Source organism: Microbulbifer variabilis, assembly GCF_023716485.1.
In the GTDB taxonomy this organism is placed as follows: domain Bacteria; phylum Pseudomonadota; class Gammaproteobacteria; order Pseudomonadales; family Cellvibrionaceae; genus Microbulbifer; species Microbulbifer variabilis_B.
The window spans coordinates 92,673-111,651 of the sequence record NZ_CP092418.1; the positions used below are offsets into that span (position 1 = coordinate 92,673).

Below are 18,979 nucleotides of genomic sequence, written 5' to 3' on the forward strand. Positions count from 1 at the left end.
TCTCATGTCACGTCGAGTTGTTATTTGGCTTTCCTTTGTTAGTGTAATTCTTGGGATAACTGTATTACGCTATCAATCCAGCTGGCTGCAAACAGATGTTTTGTTATTAGCTGATAATAACTCCGACTCGGTAAGTAGTGCTGGCATCCAGAAAAAAGTCAGTCAGCAATTACAGGGAAGTTTAATTTGGGTTTTAGTTTCTGAAGGAAAAGAATCACAACGTCTGGCCAGGCATACCCAAGAGTTGGCGCAGAAACTAAAGGCCGCTAAATCTGTAGAGTCTGTTGAATATCGTTGGGCCGATTCTGAAAGCTATAAAGAGGAGTGGGAGCTGCTCTTTCCTCTGCGCCAACAGCTACTCAGCCTTGAAGATAGGGCGTTATTAGACGCTACGCCAGAGGAACTTATACAGCGTCAATTGGGTAAATTATACGGGCCTGACGGCGCTGGAATCGATTTGGAGAAAGATACTTTCTCAACTTTTCGCAATTACTTTACCGCTGATATTGGAGTTACTCCACAAGTCTTTGATGGAATTCCGGTACATACAGAAGGACATAAAGTTTTTACCCTGCTTTATACGCTGGCCGCACCAGTTGATTTGACTGGAGAGAGCGATATATCACTTCTTTCTTTACAGTCAGAATTAAAGCAATGGGCTCAAAAAAATGGTTATTCGCTGCTGGTAGCTGGAGCCCCCCTGCATACAGAGTATGCTGCTGCTATGGCACAGGATGAAATACGCCTGATTGGCTCCCTTTCGATCCTTGCTATTTGCTGTCTATGTATTGTTGTCTTTCGCTCATTAAAACCTCTACTAGCTTGTACATTCGCAATTCTATGTGGCGTGGCCAGTGGCATATCTGGTGTCATTATCATTTTGGGCCAAATTCATATACTGGCTTTTGTATTTGGTACGACGGTTTCTGGATTGGCAATCGATTACGCATTTCACTTTATTTGTAATCGATTGAGGCTTGGCAAGCCAAAAGATAAGGATATATTACCCGGGCTATTGTTGGGATTGATATCAAGCTGCTTGGCATTTTTCTCTCTTGCATTAACACCTTTTCCGCTTTTACAACAAATAGGGATTTTTGTCGGCTGTGGTTTAATAGGGGCTTGGTTGACTGTAATCCTGTTATTTCCAGGCTGGATTAATATTAAGCATAGGCCTTTATCGTTTTCCAGTCAGTTTCCTAAACTCAATATTAGGTACTACCTGTTCCCATTGGTTGGGCTGTTGATTTTTGGAGCTGCGGCACTTCAGAAAATTCAATTTAATGATGACCTAAAACTGTTTTACCAGCCTCCAGAATTTCTTACACAAGATGAAATAGATCTAAATTCTCTGATTAGATCCCGGCCAGACTCCCGTTACTTTCTGGTTTTTGGTGAAGATGAGCAACAAGTATTAACACGGGAATGGGAACTTAGAAATCAACTGGACTATTTAGTAGAAAAGGAAATTATTAGTGGTTTTCAGGGGGTAACCAACCGGATACCTCCAAAAGAGGTTCAAGAAGCTGACTGGAAGTTATTGTCGAAGTTTTACAGTGGGGATGCTGTCAGGTCTTTTTATCAGCAATTGGGTTATTCTGAACAAGATATTAATCAACAGTTAAAATCTAAAATACAGCCATTCAATACCTTTAACTTCTCTGAATGGTTGCCAGTTGCAGGTCGGCAATATAAAGGACTATGGCTGGGTTGTGAAAATAATCACTGTTATTCTGTGGTTCGTATTTATGGCTTAACAGAAGATTTGTCATCTTTAGAGTTACTGCCTGGAGTAACCTATGTCGATACTACCAGAAGTATCTCTAATGTGATGTCACAACAACGTGATCTGTTGCTGCAATTACTGCCATTAATATTCATTGTTGTATTTTTAGTGACGGCAACTAAAACAGGAATAAAACAAGCCTTAAGTATAGTTGCACTTCCATCCAGCGCAGTACTAGGCACCCTGGCGATAGTGATTTTACAGGGATCCGCAATTAATCTATTTCATGTTGCGGCTTTATTGCTTGTCTTTGGAATTGGTATAGATTACGCAATATTTAGCTATACGAGCCGGAAAGCAGAGCAGCATTATACCCTGCTGGCGATAGCTATGGCTGGGTTAACAACTTTTTTAGGGTTTGGTTTGCTAGCATTGTCTGGCACACCGGCCATTGCAAATTTTGGGTTAGTCCTGGCTGTGGGCACAGTATTAACTTTGTTGTTGGCATTTCTATTTTTTTGTACACGGGGTAAGGGATATTAGCCAATGAAAGAAATTAAGTCTGACGTTGTTATTATTGGTGCCGGACCTGCTGGAGCTGTAGCCGGTGCTTTGTTGGCTAAAAATGGCTGGAGTGTATCGATCGTTGAGCGAGAGATGTTCCCTCGCTTCTCTATCGGCGAGAGTTTGCTGGCACAGTGTATGGAATCTCTTGAAAACGCAGATATGTTGGAGGCAGTAAAATCCGCAGGCTTCCAATTTAAAAATGGTGCTGCTTTTGAATGGGATGGTGCCCGTACTTCATTTGACTTTCGTGAAAAATTCACACCAGGGCATGGTACAACTTTCCAGGTACAGCGAGCCAAGTTTGACAAAATACTGGCCGATGAAGCTGAGCGCCAGGGAGTAAAGATTTATTATCGTCATTCTATTGTATCAGCTGATATTGCCGAAAATGGTGCGGAACTGATTGCAGAACACAACGGTGAAGAGCTTGCTTTCCAGAGCCGTTTTGTTCTGGATGCAAGTGGTTTTGGACGAGTTCTACCAAGATTACTGGACCTGGATCGTCCGTCAGAGTTTCCTGTACGTGAATCAGTATTCACACATGTAGAGGACAATATTACTGATAGTAATTTTGACAGAGATAAAATACTTATCACAGTCAATCCCAATGAGAGAGATATTTGGTATTGGTTGATACCTTTCGCCGATGGCAGAGCTTCTGTTGGCGTTGTTGGTGAGAAGGAAAAGATCGCGGCTTGGGGACAGGATCCAGAACAGATCCTGAAAGGTGCTATTTCGGCCGCACCAGAGTTGGCAAAAACTTTATACAACGCAAAATTTGATACCGAGATTCAACGTATTCGTGGATATTCGAGCAATGTAACCAAGCTGGCAGGTCCAGGCTTTGCTCTTTTGGGAAATGCTGGTGAATTTCTGGATCCAGTATTTTCTTCAGGCGTTACCATCGCAATGAAGTCTGCAGAGTTAGCCGCTGAATGTTTACACCGTCAACTCTCTGGAGAGAGCGTTGATTGGGACAAAGAGTTTTCTGTGCCTTTAAAGCAGGGTGTTGAAGTTTTTAAAACGTATGTAAAGGCTTGGTATGATGGCCGCTTTCAGGATGTGATTTTTTATCAGACTGAGCAAAAAGAAATTAAAGGAATGATTTGCTCAATATTGGCAGGTTATGCCTGGGATAAGAAAAATCCTTTTGTTGCTGCTGCAGAGCGTAGATTGAATACACTGGTGGAAATATGCTCCGCTGGTTAGTGCTTTATTTTAGTATCTTTACTCTGGTGGGTTGTATTTCCCCAAGGGTGGAAAAAGATAAGTCTGAAAGCCGGTCTTTGGCGCCTCTTTTAGCTGAGCAACCGCGTCAGATGAATCAACATTTGCGTATTGTTTATCAAAACAATGTGTACGAAGTGATTGCGGCCACCTTGCTCTCTTCAGAGAACATGAGGGTTTCGCTTCTCAGCCCTGAAGGTATGAGTTTGTTAGATATTGCATATGATGGTAATGAGATAAGCACTCATCACTACATGCGTAGAGCGGCAAGTCTGCCACCTGAAAAACTGTTAGCAGACATCCAGTTTGTTTATTGGCCAGTTACTCAGCTGCAGAAACAATTACCTGTTGGTTGGAAGTTGCAAGAGTCCGTAGTTGAGGGGACTTATATCCGTCAGCTCTTCCACAATGGAGAAATAAGTACAGAGGCGCGCTACAGTACTAATGATATTTGGGAAGCACAGGTTGAGCTTGAGCACAAACGACTTGGTTACAGGTTAAGCATCAGGAATTTCTAGGTATGACTAATTTCTATCTTAATCATATGGGCATCATCTGTACCCTGGGAAATTCTGCTGAATCGGTAGCTAAACCCCTTTTTAGCGGTGATAGCTCTTTTATGCGACCGGATGAAAACCGATTATTAAACTATCAGGGAAACCTGGGTATTGTGCAGGAGAAGTTGCCAGAATTACCGAGTTCGCTACAAGCCTATCACTGCCGTAATAATCAGCTGGCTTTGGCTGCACTGGGCCAAATCGAATCAGAGATCGGTAGTCTTGTTGAAAGATATGGTACAAGCCGAGTTGGAGTGGTTATGGGAACTTCAACTTCTGGGATCGATTCTGGTGAATCTTACCTCAGTGGTAAAAAAGACACTGGTTACAATTACCGGCTTCAACAGCAAATGGCAGGACTTAGTACTTTTGTCGCAAAGTATCTGGGTGTGCAAGGCGTACAACTTACGGTTTCTACAGCGTGTTCATCCAGTGCGAATGCCCTTGCCAGTGCCCGGCGTCTTCTCTCTACCAATGTTTGTGATGCTGTCGTTGTTGGTGGTGTGGATTCTCTTTGTGGCATGACGATTCGTGGCTTTCATAGCCTGGGGGCACTTAGCGCGGGCCAGACCAATCCTTTCAGCGTTAATCGGGATGGTATTAACCTCGGGGAAGCTGGCGCAATATTTGTGATGACCAAAGAGCCTGGTCCTGTGGTTCTATCCGGTGTTGCTGCCACGTCTGATGCCCACCATATGTCGGCTCCAGATCCAGAGGGGCGCGGTGCAGAGGCCTGTATGCGCAGAGCACTGGAAAATGCGAGCTTGGATGCAAGCGATATTGATTATCTAAATCTCCATGGTACGGGCACACCACAAAATGACTCTATGGAGGCTTTAGCCGTTGAGAGGGTGTTTGGAAGCCAGCTGCCTTGTTCTTCCACTAAACCTTTAACCGGGCACACATTGGGAGCTGCTGGTGCTCTTGAAGCGGCCTTTTGCTGGCTTGCCCTGCAAAATGATCAACTCCCCCCCCATCAGTATGATGGGCGTTATGATCCAGAGATTGTGCGGCTGAATCTTTGCCAGGGCCAAGAAGCTGCTGGAGGATTGCGCTACGTAATGAGTAACTCCTTCGCGTTTGGTGGGAGTAACTGCTCGGTAATTATGGGCAGTCAGAGGTAAAATATATGCAAAAATATACTGCTGAAGAATTGGTTCCACACAGTGGAAATATGTCACTTCTCGATGAAGTAGTTTCAGTAGATGAGGAACAACTGCTGGCAAAATTGCGGGTCCGAGATGACGGAATTTTTTCTCGCAACGGTCGTGTTCCCGCCTATGTTGGAATTGAGTATATGGCCCAGTCAATAGCGGCATTTTCCGGTTACCACGCCAAGGAACGGGGCAAAGAGGTTCGCCTGGGCTTTCTATTGGGTACCCGTAAATTTGTGTCAAATGTTGAAAGTTATCGCTGTGGCGATGAACTTACGATTGAAGTCCAGCGTTTGCTGCAGGCTGAGAATGGCATGGCGACATTTGAGTGTGTAATAAAGGGCCACTCCATCGAGCAAAGCGCGCGGTTAAATGTATATCAACCGGACAATGTGGAACAGTATTTGAAGGGTAGAAATTAAATGTCTGAGTGGATTTTAGTTACGGGTTCAAGCCGTGGTATAGGTCGTGCAATTGCCCTTCAGTTAGCTGAAGATGGTTATAATATCGTTTTACATTGCCGAAGCCGCCGTGACCAAGCTGAAGAGGTTGCAGGGGAAATTGCCAAGCTAGGAAGTAAAAGCAGAATTCTTCAGTTTGATATTTCTGATCGGAACCAAACTAAAGATGTTTTGCTAGAAGATGTCGATGAACACGGTTGTTACTATGGGGTTGTATGCAATGCAGGTGTAACTGCTGACAATGCTTTTCCCGCAATGCCTGCCGAGGATTGGGATTCAGTCGTTCACACAAATCTAGATGGTTTCTACAATGTCTTGCATCCGCTGACTATGCCCATGGTTAGACGCCGTGCTCCCGGTCGAATAGTTGTGATGACTTCAGTCTCCGGCGTCGCTGGAAATCGAGGACAGGTAAACTATTCCGCGTCTAAAGCTGGTTTGATTGGTGCGAGTAAAGCGCTCGCACTGGAGCTGGCGAAACGAAAAATCACCGTTAATTGTGTTGCTCCGGGTCTTATTGATACCGATATGCTGGATGAAGATTTGCCGGTTGAAGACATTTTAAAAATGGTTCCAGCCCGCAGAATGGGCAAGCCTGAAGAAGTCGCAGCGACTGTAGCCTTTTTAATGCATGAGCGGGCTGCTTACATTACCCGTCAAGTTATTTCCGTAAATGGTGGTCTCTGCTAATGAAGCGTGTTGTTGTTACAGGAATGGCCGGAATATCTCCTATAGGCCAAGATTGGGAGTCGGTTAGTGAGTCTTTGCAGAGCCGTCGTTCCGGAATTGTTTATATGGAGGACTGGGACAAGTATGAGGGACTTGAAACTCGCCTTGGTGCCCCAGTAAAAGATTTTGAAAAGCCATCTCATTACAATCGCAAACGCGTTCGCAGCATGGGGCGCGTCTCATTAATGGCGGTTCGCGCCAGTGAAATTGCTCTTCAGGATGCGGGATTGTTGGATGACCCCATTCTCAAAAGTGGAGCTGTCGGAGTTTCATATGGCTCGTCAGCAGGCACTCCGTCAGCAGTGGCTGATTTCGGCAATATGTTGATAAATCACCGCACCGACGGCCTTAATGCCACCAGCTATATAAAAATGATGTCTCACACGGCTGCGGTCAATATCGGAGTATTTTTTGGTTTGTGTGGGCGGGTTTACACCACCAGCTCTGCTTGTACTTCTGGCAGCCAGGGAATTGGGTATGCCTATGAAGCGATCCGCAATGGTAGCCAAACTATTATGGTCGCCGGTGGTGCAGAGGAGCTGTGTGCAACTGAGGCAGCAGTTTTCGATACGCTTTATGCTACCTCCACAAAAAATGATACTCCTGAAGCGACCCCGCGTCCCTTTGATAGAAACCGGGATGGTTTGGTGATCGGTGAAGGTGCTGGCACGCTGATTCTGGAGGAGTATGAGCATGCTGTTGCACGTGGAGCCAGAATTTATGCGGAAGTTGTTGGCTTTGGTACAAATTCTGACGGTAGCCATGTTACTCAACCCCAGTCGGGGACTATGCAGGTGGCTCTGGAGCAAGCTATAGCTCAATCTGGCGTTGATGCTAGTGAGATAGGTTATGTCAGCGCACATGGTACTGCAACGGACCGAGGAGATATCGCCGAGAGCCATGCGACTCGCAATGCGTTTGGTCGTGCTGTGCCTATCAGTTCCCTCAAGAGTTATACCGGCCATACGCTGGGTGCCTGCGGCGCTTTGGAAGCTTGGACAAGTATCCAGATGATGCGCAATGGTTGGTTCCATCCCACAATGAATTTGGCAGAGATTGATTCTGATTGTGCTGACTTGGAATTTATCCAAGGCCCTGGCAAGCATATCGATACAGAATATGTCATGAGTAATAATTTCGCCTTTGGTGGAATTAATACTTCATTAATATTTAAAAGAATTTCTTAATTAATAGATGAGTGACCTTTAAATAAGGGATAGTAGATGAAGTGGATATTGGCTGTAGTTTCAATAATTTTCTTGGCTCAGCCAGTATTAGCTGACGATTTGTTGTTGAGTTTTGGTGGTGGACCACAGCCGGATTCAAAACAAAATAACAATACCTTTGGCTTAGACTACTCCTTTAAAACGTTTGAAAAGAGTTATCGGCAGCATATTGATATAGGTGTAAGTTACACAGAAATTAGTACTAGTGCGGATGAAAATAAACGCATAAGGGCTTTTTCCATTTACCCGCAGTTAAATTTGTACCCAAGGCAAAGAAGTTGGGGGCAAGCCTTTTTCTTTGTTCGAGCATTGGGCCCCAGTTATATATCCAGTAACTATTTAGGCGATCGACGCCAAGAGAACAACTTTTCTTTTCAGGCGCAGGTGGGTTATGGCGCAAGAATTAACTGGAGGAAAAAGGAGGATCTGGTACTAATGGTATCTTGGAAGCACTTTTCAAATGCTAATTTGTTTGATCAAAATGATGGTATAGATATGCCATTTGTCTTAAATGTTGGCATAAGGCTTTAAAAAATACTCGTATTCTCCCAATGATAGATATCATTGGGAGAATTCTTAAGCTTTAAATTGATAACTGCTTAATAATCGCATCATTCAAGTTACGTACCCAGCGATTATAATTTCTGTGGATAGTATAGTATTTTTCATTGTAATCAAGCAGGTCGCTATCTTTATAAGTAATACTATAATTATCTATATCGTATTTGATATCTGCTTCAGCGTGATGTTTGCGAACGTTAATTGAAGCGATTATTTGTCCAGGGGCGACCTCACGACAAGTCCAGTTTCTTGCTATACATCCCGCGATAATTGATTTTTTAATGGTATCCTGAGTTTGTGCGGAACCATCAAGGCGGTCAGGAATACTTCTTTCTTGGATATTCATGACTGGATTACTGGTGCAGCCAGCGAGAGTTAATGCAAAAGCCGCAGAGAACAATATTTTCTTAAAATTTTTCATTTAAATATCCTGTTGGTAGTTTTAGGATCAAATTTCGTGGTTTTTCTTCATCCACTTCGCTACATCATTACCAAGTGTATGAACACAGCGTTGGAGTACTTGGCAAGAGTTTTTAAAATTTGCACCAAATCCACCGCTAGAATTTCTAGTATTAGTAAAACTGTCTACTAATTCTCCATTATTGTAAAGTTCCGCCTCAATAGATACCGACTTTCTATGTCCTAACCAAGCGTTACCAGAACTCAGGGCATTTAGAATACTTAGTTTGAGACTATAGCCCTCTGACTGAGGATTTAGTTCAGACGTTGAAGAGATATAGTATCCATATTTACTAAGAAACTTCTGGGTCGAATTAGAAAACTGCGAGCCGAGATTCGGGCATTCACTAAGTATATTGGCAGCAATTACTTTCTCATCATGATAGTGAGCTGCTGAATTGATCTTAATGACATCTTTTGCCATTGCTAAAGAAGAGATACTTAAAATTGTACCAGCTAGTACGACTTTAAATCCGCTGATATTCATATTGCCTCAAAGGAATATTACAACTGCCAGGAAGTATACAGATGTAGCCAAATTGATAAATTGTCGAATTTTTATGCGCGATAATTTACCAGATAAGAAAGCCTGACAATAGTGGTTAAACGAACTTTAGGACAGAGGATTTTTCACTGAAAAGTAATATAGCGGAACTCAATATTCATTTTATACCCATCAGTCATCTTTAAATTTCTCGACACTGACAAATGTATATTGCCGTCAAAAGCTAAAATTTAGCAGTTGATACCGTAGTGCTCGGAAAACTAAATCTCATTGAGGGTTCATTTAATTGATTTCGATGGATTGGCATAACTCCAACCATCGCTCAATCCCCGCACTTCTATATTTTTGTCGATGAAGGGCGAAATAAAATTCTCTGTGGAAATTTCTCTGCGATACCGGCAATTCGATCAATGAACCCCGCTTCAGGGCATCAGCTAAAGAGACTCTAGATAGGCAGCTGATACCGAGCCCAGCTTCCACCGCTCGCTTAATGGCCTCTGTATGTTGAAGCTCCAACAAAATATGGAGTTTTGGTAGTAGTCCGACCATTGCACGCTCAAAAGTCTGACGTGTACCGGAACCGGGCTCCCGGGTAATCCAGGTGGCTTTGAGCAGATCTCTGTCTGTCAGGCGCTTGCGTTTGGCCAGGGGGTGAGAGGGGGCGCAAAAGACGACTAATTCATCACTACGCCAGGGAATCATCTCCAGATCCGGGTGATTAAATTCACCCTCAATAAGTCCAAGATCCAGCTCAAAATTGAGCACCCGCTCGGTAATTGCCGAGGTATTGGCGACCTCCAGCTCCACGCGTGTGCCGGGTTGCTCCTCCATGTAGCGCGCCATTACGTTCGCAGCCAGGTAATTGCCGATGGTTAGGGTTGCCCCTATTTTTAGGCGGCCCAGATCGCGATGACTGGCCAGGCTCTGTTCTAATTCCTGTGCCCGTTCCAGCAGTTCCTCCGCCTTGGGCCATAGTTGCCTACCCAGCTCATTCAGGCGCAGGCGCTTGCCGGTGCGCTCGAATAAGCGCAGCTCAAACTGTTGTTCGAACTCTTTTAGGGCGGTGGAGGCGGCAGACTGGGACATGCTCAGGCTCTCTGCCGCGCGGCTCACATTCTCGTGGTGGGCACAGGCCAGGAATACCTCCAGTTGGCGCAAGGTATAGCGCAAAGGGAATTCTCCACTTAATCGTTAAAATAGATAAGGAATATCGAAATATCCCACTTTGCCAATAGATCTTCCAGAGCTAAAATTCAACTATCAAGAGACTCGTGGAATAACCGGTTTTAAGTTTATGTCCAAATTGAATATAGAGAAGGTGTTGGATGTCCATCACTGGAACGACACGCTGTTTAGCTTTAAGACCACCCGAGATTCGGGTTTTCGCTTTGAGAACGGACACTTCACGATGATCGGTCTGCAGCAGGACAACGGCCGTCCACTGCTGCGTGCCTACTCCATTGCCAGTGCCAACTACGAAGATGAGCTCGAATTCTTCAGCATCAAGGTACCCGATGGACCCCTGACTTCTCGTCTGCAGAAGATTGTGCCGGGTGATGAGATCTATGTGAGCCAGAAGCCCACCGGTACTCTGGTTGCGGATCACCTGCTACCTGGCAAGCGCCTGTGGTTGCTGTCTACGGGTACTGGTTTGGCACCTTTCATGAGCATTATTAAAGACCCCACTGTCTACGAGCGTTTCGACCAAGTGATTCTTACCCACGGGGTGCGCTATGTCTCTGAACTGGCCTATCAGGAGCAGATCGAGAATGAGCTACCTGAGCATGAGTATTTTGGTGAGATGGTGCGTGAGCAGCTGCTCTACTACCCTACTGTGACCCGTGAGCCTTATCGTAATACCGGCCGACTGACCGACTTGATGCTGACCGGTAAGCTCTTTACAGATCTCGATGTGCCCAAGCCGAATGTCGAGGAAGACCGCTTTATGTTGTGCGGCAGCCCGGCAATGCTGAAGGATCTCACCAATATCCTAGATGACTGGGGATTCAAGGAGACCCGCGCAGGTGTGCCTCACGAGTATGTGATTGAGCGCGCTTTCGTCGAAAAATAAGTTGGCCAGTTCACCCATAAAAAAACCACCCTCGCGGTGGTTTTTTTATGGGTGAAATACAAACTCTCGAAACTATCCTGACCTTGTGAAACCCTTGTCTTCTATTTTGATTTGAGGGTGAATTTGCTGGGAGTGGCTAGATGAAGCAGTTTTCCCTGGGAGTACTACTGTTTTCCTTCCTGTGGTTAGGTGCCTGCACGCGGGTACCGGAGGGGGTTGAGCCAGTACAGAATTTCCAGCTGCAGCGCTATTTAGGCCACTGGTATGAAATAGCCCGTTTGGATCACTCTTTCGAGCGCGGGTTGACCCTGGTAACTGCGGACTACAGCCTCAACCCCGATGGTTCTGTCGCAGTGGTGAATACCGGTTATTCACAAGCGCGTGATGATTGGCAATTGGCGAGAGGGAAGGCTGAGTTTGTTGGCGCAAAAGATGTAGGACACTTGAAAGTTTCTTTCCTTGGGCCCTTCTATTCTTCCTATATCGTGATTGCCCTGGCAGGCGATTATCAATATGCGATGGTTTCCGGCTATAACAAATCCTATCTGTGGATATTGTCCCGCACCCCGACTATGCCCAAGGATGTTCTGGAGCGGTTTTTACAGAAAGCTAAGGCGATGGGTTATCCCGTCGATCAGCTGATATTCCCCAAGCAGGAGGCGCAGCCGGGTAATAAACCCTCCGCGCAGTCTTCAAGATAAGGGCCTGTTCAAGATTCTGCGCTCCCTCCACCAGCTTGTGCAGACCAATAACAGCAAAATCAAAGCCGGCCATTGGCGCTCAATGGGCATTTTGCCTGAGTGACGATTATCAACTGGCCCCAAGCGTGCGGCGGCCATTTGTCGGGCCTCCCTGGCATTTAGGGACCGTTGCCACTTGGGCCAGTCCTGTTTCGCAAAGATATAGAAGTTTAATACCGGCTCCCCATCCATATCAGTCTTAAGCTGATGCCAGCCAGAACCCTGTGGCCAGAAGCTGTAGCACTGGCCCTGGGAATTACTACTTACGGCGACACCACTGATGGGTAGGGAGTTTTCTTGGGAGCTGAATAGTATTGGTCTCTGATTAGAAAAAAGTGGGCTGCATAGGATGGTGCGTTCCTGAGTCCGCGGTAACTTATTGGAGAGGGTTACTGGTGGCTGACTACCCAAATGCTTGAGTTGGTAATCAATAATGGACTTCCACAGGTTGGCGAATTCAGTAGTAAAGCCACTGGTTAGCCAGCGATGGCTGTCACTAAATAGGATAAACCCCAGGTGTTGTGTCTCAGTCGAACGCCCCCAGAAAAGTGGGGGCTCTCCATTGCCCAGTAAAAAGTCGTAGGAGCCGGGCTGTGTGACTTTGAAGCCAAGATTACGCAGTGGGGGAATCTCCGGATTGTCCGCTTTTTGGTAGCCAAAGCCGGAATGTAAGTGGGTGGCTTCTTCCTTTTGTAGAGGCATGGATTGGGCAGCAGCGTATTGGAGAAACTCTTCAGAGCTATCGTCACTGACTAACCATAACAGTGACTTTGTAGTGGCCAGTTCGTTGAGCTGACGCTTTTGCAGAGCAGAAAATTGTGGCCACAAACTGCTGTCGAGTATCACTAAATCGAAGGGACTTTCATTCGTGAATAAATCCGCAGACTCGGTAAGTGGAAGGCCGTTGAGAGTTTCTTTTCTACTAATTTCAGGTGCCAACTGGGTCATCACTTGTGCTGTTACACCGGATTGGCGCAGCCAGCGAGAGAGGGCGGCCGTCTCAAAAGAGGGGCGTGCCAGCCACAGTAACAATTTGGGCTGGAGCGGTTCTCGCACCAGGATGGGTAAGGGGTCTGTATGGGTTTCGCCGGTTTCGCTTTCCGTCCGTACTCGGTATAGCTGGGGGCCCGCGAGTTTTGGAGTGGCAGTGAGTTGTGCCTGAATTGTTTCTCCCACTTTTAGCTCAAGACTGTCTTCAATATGGCCGTAGGGATTGAGCAGACTAATTTTTACGTTTTCAGTCAGTGGCTGGCTGTTGTGAACCTTTAACTTTAAAGAATCACCCAAGGTAATTTGCCGCTGCCAGTCGAATTCCCAGCTGCTATCAGATTCCTGGATATTCGATAGCTCCAGGCGCACTGGTGCCAGGTCCCGAAGTTTGTCGCGGCCGAGTGGCTCCCCATTGAGGGAGATATTTTCCACACCATTGAGATTTATTGGATTTGAGCTCGCCAGCTGTTTGCTGTCGATAGAGATATTGCGCTCGGCGGGAATGATTGCTGGCGGCTGCCAGAGCATCCAGGCACTCAACCAAATCACCAGTTGCAGGCCATAGTCGAACGGCTTGGCACCTCGGCGGCGCAATAGTACGAGTGATGCTAAGCAGGCCAACAGGCACAGGCCGGGTATCAAGAAATTAATCACAATGATTTCTCCCCTTGCTGGTGCAGCCAACGGCTGAAATGGCCGTCGGCCTCAGTTTGCAAAGGCAATGAAGGCGCAGACTTCGGTGCTGGCAGTAGCTGATAGAGCAGCTGATTCAGGGAGTTTGTGCAATCAATGCAATTCGGTTGCTGGAGGCGCTGCTGGTATAAACGCAGCTGTTTGGACAGCTCCAGGCCAAGATCTAATGATTGCTCTGCAGCTAGCTCATTTATCTGCACCAGCAGATCGGTATCGAGTTCGGCGCCAGAGTCTACCTGGGCCATTAGGGCGAGCACCTGTGCTCGTTGTTTTTGTTCAAATGCACTGTCGACAGTTTCTGTCGCTACGTCTTCCCGTTCACCGCTAAGCCGGCGGCTTTCGTCTATCGGGGGCGCCTCGAACCCGACTCTTTGTAAGTAAATACGCGAAGCCTGCTGTACTTCCTTGATAAAGCGCAGAGCCCGGTGCTGGTGGGGCAGGGAGGCTTGGGGCTCTATAACCGACAGGTCGCGCCAGGAACTCCACATGGCATTCAGCGCATTGCGCAGTAGCTCCTTGGTCTGGGGGTCGAACAGGGTGGCATGCTCTGAGCTGTCATGTCGGTGTCCGGCAGAAGCAGCTATGCGCTCTGCCTGTTGGAAATGGGAGTCTCGCTGTGCAAAGGGAGTGGCATTTTCTTCGCCATGTGACTGGTGCTCACCTTGTTCTGTATGATCGTGGCTATGGCCGTGTTCGGACTCCTTTTCATCATCATGCTTCTCGCTTTCTGCGCCAGAATGCTCCGCTTCCGAATCCTCTTCGCCGAGAAAGCGGCCGTAGCGCATGCGCAGCAAATTCTGTTCATAGGCTAAACCCTCGGAGCGTTTGCGAAACTCCTGTGGATGCAGCTGCTCTCGCTCGGCTAGTAGGGCCTCGGTGTCAATAATCAGCTGGCGTTGGCTGCGGAAGTACTCCGGTAATATCTTAATCGCCATCCCCTCGCTGTCACTCAGCCCGAAAATCTCTTCTTGCGGCCAGCGCAAGATAAAGTGTTGGCTCTTGGCAATGTTGGCGCTGGGCTCGCGGTTATCCCTGGCCTCCAGGTACCAGTAGAGTTCATCTCCCGCTTCCATGGAAAATTGGTGGATGGGTAGGATGAAATCGTAGCGAGCTGTTTTCTTATCTTCCGAGAGACTTGTTGATAAAGCAGTGGATTGCAAACTGGTGAGTGCAATACGCTCTTCGCGAAAGCGTAAATTTTCCCCGGTGCCGCTGGCGAGGGTGACCAATAAATCCGCAGAACTCACCTGGTAATCATCATTAATGATTACTTTCACGGGAATACCTTGGGCGCTCCCTTGAATGGTATCGACGCGCAGGCTGGGTGCCTCAAAGGTAAACTCCGGGGCACTGTCTTTTTGCACCCGAATATTATGGATTTCCGGCAATAGCAATTGGCTCTCCGCGAGTTGTACTGAGAGCTGGTAAAAGTCTGCCTTAGCGATAGTGCGTTGTAATTGCCATTTTGTACTGGGTAGATTACCTAGCGGAGAAAAGGCGAAGCGCTCAGTTTCGGCCAGCATTTCCAGCCCTTGCACCGGCTGATTCAATTCAAGTTGCCATTCGACCTTGGACTGCTCCGGCACATCGACTTGTAGGGATTGGCTATCGGCTGCGAGCCCAGTGTAGGCGGGCGGCTGGATATGGGTTGCCGCGCGGGTTATGGCGAGCTTTTCGGCAACGGGAATAGCTGTATTTTGTTGCGTGGTCTCAGTTTTATCCCCGGTGAAGTGAGAATCGCTCAGTACAAATAACAATAGTCCCAGGCAGACACCGAAGGCATTTGTCAGGGCACTGCGGAGTTTTTTTGGACCGAAAAACGACCGGTCGCCACTTTCCAGCAGTTGTTGCAGCGCTGTTTCGATACGCGTGCGCTGTAATTGCTGCAAAGGACTTAGGTTGGTTTTCTGTTGGCTAAGCAACTGGCTGCTGTCTTGCAGCTGTGGATATTGTCCATCCAACTGTCGACATAGGCTCTCGGGGCTTGGGCGCCAGCTGCGATCCAATAGAATTGCTACAACAATAATTCCAAGCCAGGCAAGCAATAGCCACTGTGGCCAGCCGAATACAAAAATACCCAAGCCTGCCAGAAGGCTGAGGCCAGTGGCAAGCCAGAGATAGGGCCGCAGGGCTGTCAGCTGCCAGCGCCTGCGCACAGCGTTAAGGGTTAACTGGTGCTTATCCATAGTCGGCCTCCCCATCCCGATTACTATCGGTTGCCATGATGGCTGGAGGTCGCGATAGGGCAATTAGGCGTTCAAAGGCCAGAAGTAACAGTAGGGCGATAATTAACCAGGGTTGCAGGTGTTCAATGCGGCGGTTTTCTACCTCGCTGTCTTCTACAGTAAGACCTGCCCCTGCTATGTCTGCCACTACTTTATTGGCAGACCAGTAGCCACGATTTTGGTGTTGCAGATCCCAGTCTTGCCCAGACCACTGCTGCCATAAGCGTTCAGGTAAATCCGCACGGCGATAAAAGGCTTCGTTATACCAGTCACTTTCGTAGCGCAGCCAACTTCCCCGTCCCACTGAGGCCGCCTGAGCTGACTGGCTGTTATCCACAGCAAAGAAGTTGAGATTATCGGCAGGGGGGATACTGTTGTCGGTGATTAACAGGCCCCCATCTGTAACAAATTCCAGCACGGCTTGTGGCAGGGGAGCGAGGCCTGTGTAGATAAGCCAATCTGTCTGCTCCACGCTGGGCGTATCTTCTCGTTCCAGAGTTTGCACCGATAGTCCCGGCATATTGTTGTGCCAGTCTTCCAGCACAGGCGCCCACCAGCTGGGCGCTTTGCCGATTAAAGCGACACTCGGTAATACCGGTTTCCGATCTGTGGATGGTTTATCAAGGCTGTGCCACTGCCAGTGGGGGCTGACTCTCAGTGCCTGGTGGGATGCTGGAACCCCGTTGTTTATCAACAGGATATGAGCCCTGCGCAAATCTGCCCGGCGTGATAGTACCGATAGAGTTTTCCACAGGTCCACATTTTGTGGTGGGGGTGAGGTTACGGAAGGTGTTTCTGGGGATAACCACAGCACTTTATAACCTTCCCCGACAAGCTGCGGCAGTGAATTGTGGATAAATGTATTCGCTTCGCCCGCCTCAATTCTGGGGTCTACCAGTATCACGCCCTCTTGGGGATAAATTTCCCGTTTAATCAGTGGCTGTGCCAATAAACTTGCCAGCAGGGCGACGATTAGCAGGCGCAATAGCAGCAGCCACTTGTTATCCACAATAGGGCGGCGCGCACGACTCTGTGAATATCTTTGTACCCATTGCAGCGCAGCAAAGGAGATCTGCTGTGGATTACTTCGGCGCAGCAAATGAATGGCGATAGGGATAATCAGGGCTGTGAATAGCCATAGCCACTGTGGGGATTGAAATAAGTTATTTATCCACAACATCTCAGCACAACCTGCCGTGCAGTTGAATAAATTGCCGCAGTGACTTTTCCACAGGCTGCTCGATAAGGTCGGTCTGTAGTGAACACTCCTGTGTGGCAAAGCGTGCTTTTAACTCGCTCTGTGCTTGAGCAAAAGCATCCAGGTAAGACTGGCGTTGCCGCTCGGCGTCCACTTCTAAAGTTGCGGGAGTAATGGCGCTTACTTCTGGATTGAGCAGCTTTAGCTCTCCGCCAAAAGGAAAAGTCTGTTCTGCCTCAACTAACAATTGCAGTGGCAGGCAGGGGCGGCCGGCGGCATGCAAGCGTGCGGCAAAATCGCCGATCTCATTGCCCTGTTGAAAAAAATCACTCAGCAACACCACCTGACAGGGGCGTTCAAAGTATTGCCACAGCGGCGCCAGTTGAGCGCGATCTGGCCAGTGGTCGCTGGCGTCGAGTTGTTGTAGCTGAAGGGCGATTTGGCGCTGGTGGCCCTCGCCCTGGCCTTCGGGCACATAAACCGTCCGGCTGCTGTTAAATGCCAATAGGGAATAGCTGTCTCCCTGAGCGTTGAGCAGCCAGCAGAGGCTGGCAATCCAACACTTGGCGTAATGCAATTTATTCAGGCTGGGCTCGACAAAGCTTGCCTGGCCCAGGGAGGCGCTGGTATCGAGCACAAAGCACACGTGCATACGGCTCTCCTGCTCGGTCTCGCGCACATAGTAGCGATCGCTGCGGGCAAACAGTTTCCAGTCGATATGGCGGATGGAATCGCCCGCTTGATAGCCTCGGTATTGATGAAATTCCAGGCCGGTGCCACGGCGCTGGCTGTGTTGCACACCGAGCATTACGCCCTCGGCGATATGCCGCGACAGCCACACCAGATCGCGACAACTGGCCAAGGTTTTGGGGGACAGGTATTCCACGCTGATCAGTCCCTGCCCGGTTCCGGCACCGCCGCCAGTAATTCGTCAATCAGCTGTGGCATCTGCACGCCATCGGCCTGGGCCTGGAAGCTGAGCAGCACCCGGTGGCGCAGTACCGGCAGTAACAGGCTGCGGATATCCTCGCGGGTGACGGCGAGGCGTCGCTGCAAAAGGGCGCGGGCCTTGGCGGCGAGAATCAGAGCCTGCCCCGCACGGGGGCCGGCGCCCCACTTGATCCACTGTTGCAGGGTATCGCTGCCGCTGGTTTCCATACGGGTAGCGCGCACTAGTGCCGCTACGTAGCGGTACAAATCGTCGCTTACATGAATTTCCCGCACCAGTTTCTGCATTTCGCGCAATTGCTCCGCATCCAGGCTGGGGCTGGGTTTGACCCTGCTGGCACCGGTGGTGGAGCGCAGGATTTCAACTTCATCCTGCTCATCGGGATAGTCGATATGAATATTTAACAGGAAGCGGTCCAGCTGAGCTTCCGGCAGTGGATAGGTGCCGGCCTGTTCGATGGGGTTTTGTGTGGCCAGTACGAAATAGGGATCGGGCAATTTGAGTGTTTTACCGCCCACGGTTACCGAGCCTTCCTGCATGGACTCTAATAGGGCTGCCTGGGTTTTCGGCGGTGTGCGGTTAATTTCATCGGCGAGCAGGATATTGGTGAAAACCGGGCCCTGCTGGAATTTAAAAAAGCGCTTGCCGGTGCTGTGATCCTCTTCGAGGATCTCACTGCCGAGAATATCTCCGGGCATTAAATCCGGGGTGAACTGTACCCGCTTAAAATCCAGCGCACTGGCATCGGCGAGGGTTTTTACCAGCAGGGTTTTACCCAGCCCCGGCACCCCTTCGAGTAGGGCGTGGCCGCCGGCCAACAGGCAGATCAGCATCTGTTCCACCACGGGTTTCTGGCCGACAATCACCCGCGCAATTTCCTGTTGAAGATTGTCGAGGCTGTGCAGTTGTTGTTCGATACTATTTTCCAGGGTGGTCAGCAT

At 48.3% G+C, this 18,979-nt stretch carries 18 protein-coding genes; 10 read left to right on the forward strand and 8 right to left on the reverse strand.

Going from position 1 to position 18,979, the window contains the following annotated elements; translation table 11 throughout:
• Nucleotides 1–4: 4 nt before the first annotated feature.
• From MJO52_RS00430 to MJO52_RS00465, 8 genes are read left to right on the forward strand one after another with little or no spacing between them, the layout of a single operon-like run.
• On the forward strand, nt 5–2,269 hold the full coding sequence (locus MJO52_RS00430; RefSeq protein ID WP_252084044.1) for an MMPL family transporter: 2,265 nt from the start codon (nt 5–7) through the stop codon (nt 2,267–2,269).
• Nucleotides 2,270–2,272: 3 nt separating this feature from the next.
• Complete coding sequence (locus MJO52_RS00435) at nt 2,273–3,502, forward strand: NAD(P)/FAD-dependent oxidoreductase (protein ID WP_252084045.1); 1,230 nt, start codon at nt 2,273–2,275, stop codon at nt 3,500–3,502.
• Complete coding sequence (locus MJO52_RS00440; RefSeq protein WP_252084046.1) at nt 3,487–4,038, forward strand: DUF3261 domain-containing protein; 552 nt, start codon at nt 3,487–3,489, stop codon at nt 4,036–4,038. Before MJO52_RS00435 ends, MJO52_RS00440 begins: the two co-directional genes overlap by 16 nt.
• Before the next feature lie 2 nt (nt 4,039–4,040).
• Nucleotides 4,041–5,201 carry a beta-ketoacyl-ACP synthase gene (locus MJO52_RS00445; protein ID WP_252084047.1) on the forward strand — a complete coding sequence of 387 codons (1,161 nt, stop codon included), beginning with the start codon at nt 4,041–4,043 and terminating at the stop codon, nt 5,199–5,201.
• A 5-nt stretch (nt 5,202–5,206) separates the two neighbouring features.
• Complete coding sequence (locus tag MJO52_RS00450; protein ID WP_252084048.1) at nt 5,207–5,653, forward strand: hotdog family protein; 447 nt, start codon at nt 5,207–5,209, stop codon at nt 5,651–5,653.
• Nucleotides 5,654–6,382 (forward strand): 3-oxoacyl-ACP reductase FabG, encoded by a 729-nt coding sequence (gene fabG, locus MJO52_RS00455; RefSeq protein WP_252084049.1) that lies wholly within the window; start codon nt 5,654–5,656, stop codon nt 6,380–6,382. It begins immediately after the preceding gene.
• Nucleotides 6,382–7,608 (forward strand): beta-ketoacyl-ACP synthase, encoded by a 1,227-nt coding sequence (locus MJO52_RS00460; RefSeq protein WP_252084050.1) that lies wholly within the window; start codon nt 6,382–6,384, stop codon nt 7,606–7,608. Before fabG ends, MJO52_RS00460 begins: the two co-directional genes overlap by 1 nt.
• A gap of 36 nt (nt 7,609–7,644) precedes the next feature.
• Nucleotides 7,645–8,178: an acyloxyacyl hydrolase gene (locus MJO52_RS00465; RefSeq protein ID WP_252084051.1), complete on the forward strand. Its 534-nt coding sequence runs from the start codon at nt 7,645–7,647 to the stop codon at nt 8,176–8,178.
• Nucleotides 8,179–8,230: 52 nt separating this feature from the next.
• Here MJO52_RS00465 and MJO52_RS00470 read toward each other — a convergent pair whose 3' ends face one another.
• From MJO52_RS00470 to MJO52_RS00480, 3 genes are all read right to left on the reverse strand, one after another.
• The gene (locus MJO52_RS00470; protein ID WP_252084052.1) at nt 8,231–8,629 is read right to left on the reverse strand and encodes a hypothetical protein; all 399 of its coding nucleotides are present in this window, start codon (nt 8,627–8,629) and stop codon (nt 8,231–8,233) included.
• Between the two features lie 27 nt (nt 8,630–8,656).
• On the reverse strand, nt 8,657–9,154 hold the full coding sequence (locus tag MJO52_RS00475; protein WP_252084053.1) for a hypothetical protein: 498 nt from the start codon (nt 9,152–9,154) through the stop codon (nt 8,657–8,659).
• Nucleotides 9,155–9,454: 300 nt separating this feature from the next.
• Nucleotides 9,455–10,342, reverse strand: coding sequence for a LysR family transcriptional regulator (locus tag MJO52_RS00480; RefSeq protein WP_252084054.1), 888 nt, complete (start codon nt 10,340–10,342; stop codon nt 9,455–9,457).
• A gap of 124 nt (nt 10,343–10,466) precedes the next feature.
• On the opposite strand from MJO52_RS00480, the gene MJO52_RS00485 reads away from it, so the two are divergent.
• Both MJO52_RS00485 and MJO52_RS00490 read left to right on the forward strand, forming a co-directional pair.
• Nucleotides 10,467–11,243 (forward strand): ferredoxin--NADP reductase, encoded by a 777-nt coding sequence (locus MJO52_RS00485; RefSeq protein ID WP_252084055.1) that lies wholly within the window; start codon nt 10,467–10,469, stop codon nt 11,241–11,243.
• Nucleotides 11,244–11,383: 140 nt separating this feature from the next.
• A complete protein-coding gene (locus MJO52_RS00490; protein ID WP_252084056.1) occupies nt 11,384–11,944 on the forward strand; it encodes a lipocalin family protein in 561 nt (186 codons plus the stop codon).
• Here the strand turns inward: MJO52_RS00490 and MJO52_RS00495 are convergent.
• From MJO52_RS00495 to MJO52_RS00515, 5 genes are read right to left on the reverse strand one after another with little or no spacing between them, the layout of a single operon-like run.
• On the reverse strand, nt 11,936–13,627 hold the full coding sequence (locus MJO52_RS00495) for a hypothetical protein (RefSeq protein ID WP_252084057.1): 1,692 nt from the start codon (nt 13,625–13,627) through the stop codon (nt 11,936–11,938). The two genes, MJO52_RS00490 and MJO52_RS00495, sit on opposite strands and share 9 nt — an antisense overlap.
• On the reverse strand, nt 13,624–15,852 hold the full coding sequence (locus MJO52_RS00500) for a hypothetical protein (protein WP_252084058.1): 2,229 nt from the start codon (nt 15,850–15,852) through the stop codon (nt 13,624–13,626). Before MJO52_RS00500 ends, MJO52_RS00495 begins: the two co-directional genes overlap by 4 nt.
• Nucleotides 15,845–17,071 carry a BatA domain-containing protein gene (locus tag MJO52_RS00505; protein ID WP_252084059.1) on the reverse strand — a complete coding sequence of 409 codons (1,227 nt, stop codon included), beginning with the start codon at nt 17,069–17,071 and terminating at the stop codon, nt 15,845–15,847. Before MJO52_RS00505 ends, MJO52_RS00500 begins: the two co-directional genes overlap by 8 nt.
• A 1-nt stretch (nt 17,072) precedes the next feature.
• Nucleotides 17,073–17,975, reverse strand: a complete 903-nt coding sequence (locus MJO52_RS00510; protein ID WP_252084060.1) for a DUF58 domain-containing protein — start codon at nt 17,973–17,975, stop codon at nt 17,073–17,075.
• Between the two features lie 5 nt (nt 17,976–17,980).
• Complete coding sequence (locus tag MJO52_RS00515) at nt 17,981–18,979, reverse strand: AAA family ATPase (RefSeq protein WP_252084061.1); 999 nt, start codon at nt 18,977–18,979, stop codon at nt 17,981–17,983.